The organism is Oerskovia sp. NPDC056781 (assembly GCF_042789955.1).
In the GTDB taxonomy this organism is placed as follows: domain Bacteria; phylum Actinomycetota; class Actinomycetes; order Actinomycetales; family Cellulomonadaceae; genus Oerskovia; species Oerskovia rustica.
This window is the reverse complement of the sequence record NZ_JBHUAD010000392.1, coordinates 1-1,599: the sequence shown is the minus strand read 5'-3', so window position 1 is coordinate 1,599 and position 1,599 is coordinate 1. Positions and strand designations below refer to the sequence as shown.

Annotated in this window: 1 protein-coding gene; it reads right to left on the bottom strand. The window is 70.2% G+C overall.

Going from position 1 to position 1,599, the window contains the following annotated elements; genetic code table 11:
• Positions 1-54 precede the first annotated feature (54 nt).
• A complete protein-coding gene (gene pyk / locus ACFRCR_RS18665; protein ID WP_191795974.1) occupies positions 55-1,479 on the bottom strand; it encodes a pyruvate kinase in 1,425 nt (474 codons plus the stop codon).
• Positions 1,480-1,599: the final 120 nt, after the last annotated feature.

The following is a 1,599-nucleotide window of genomic DNA, read 5'->3' as shown; positions in this document are numbered from 1 at the left end:
CGCGAGGAGCGCGGCCGGCCACCGGGGCCGTCGTCGATCAGGGGTCAGCGCGGATCAGACGTCCGTGCTGTCACCGATCCGGTGCACGAGGATCGAGTTCGTCGTGCCCGGCTGGCCCACGGGCGCACCCGAGACGACGACCACGAGGTCGCCCACCTCGGCGAGACCGTTGGCCTGCAGGGTCGTGTCGACCTGGCCGACCATGGCGTCGGTGTTCTGGACCTCCGGCACCTGGTAGGTCTGCGTGCCCCACGAGAGCGACAGCACGTTGCGCACGTGCTCACGCGGCGTGAAGGCCAGCAGCGGGATCGACGAACGCAGACGCGACATGCGGCGCGCCGAGTCACCCGACTGCGTGAACGTCGCGAGGTACTTCGCGCCGAGGATCTCACCGATCTCCGCAGCGGCACGCGTGATCGCGCCACCGCGGGTGTGCGGCGTCGAGCCGAGCGGAGCCATGCGCTCGCGGCCGGCCTCCTCCGTCGCCTCGATGATGCGGGCCATCGTCTCGACCGTGAGGATCGGGAACTCGCCGACGCTCGTCTCGCCCGAGAGCATGACGGCGTCCGCCCCGTCCAGGACGGCGTTCGCGCAGTCCGACGCCTCGGCGCGCGTGGGGCGCGGCGAGTTCGTCATGGACTCGAGCACCTGCGTCGCGACGATGACCGGCTTCGCGTTGCGGCGAGCCATCTCCACGATGCGCTTCTGCACGAGCGGGACCTGCTCGAGCGGGAGCTCGACCGCGAGGTCACCACGCGCGACCATGACACCGTCGAACGCGTCGACGATCTCGGCGAGGTTCTCGACGGCCTGCGGCTTCTCGATCTTCGCGACGACGGGAACCGTGCGGCCCTCCTCGTCCATGATCGCCTTGACGTCGTCGAAGTCCGCGGCGGAACGCACGAACGACAGCGCGATGATGTCCGCGCCGATGCGCAGCGCCCAGCGCAGGTCGTCGCGGTCCTTGTCGGACAGCGCCGGCACGGAGACCGCGACACCCGGGAGGTTCAGACCCTTGTTGTTCGACACGGGGCCTGCGACCTCGACCCGCGTCACGACGCGCGGGCCCTCGACGGCCGTGACGCGGACGAGCACCTTGCCGTCGTCGATGAGGATCGGGTCACCGACGCGAGCGTCGCCCGGCAGACCCTTGTGCGTCGTGGAGACGAGCTCCTTGGTGCCGACGACGTCCTCGGTCGTGATGGTGAAGACGTCACCCTCGTTGAGCCAGTGCTTCTCGTCGCCGCCGAAGCGGCCCAGGCGGATCTTGGGGCCCTGCAGGTCGACGAGCACCGCGACCGAACGGCCCGACGCCGCAGCGGCCTCACGCACGCCGTGGTAGACGGCTGCGTGCTCCTCGGCGCTGCCGTGGCTGCGGTTGATCCGCGCCACGTCCATCCCGGCGTCGACGAGCGCCCGGAGCTGCTCCTTCGACTCGGTCGCGGGTCCGATGGTGCAAACGATCTTTGCTCTGCGCATTTCTCCAGCCTCGTTGTTCCTTCGTGTCCGGCGGAACCGGACCGCTTCGGGCCCCTGCCTGGGCCCCGTCTCCACCCCGACGTCCGGTCGGACGTCGGGGCGCGTCTCACACTCCTGTCA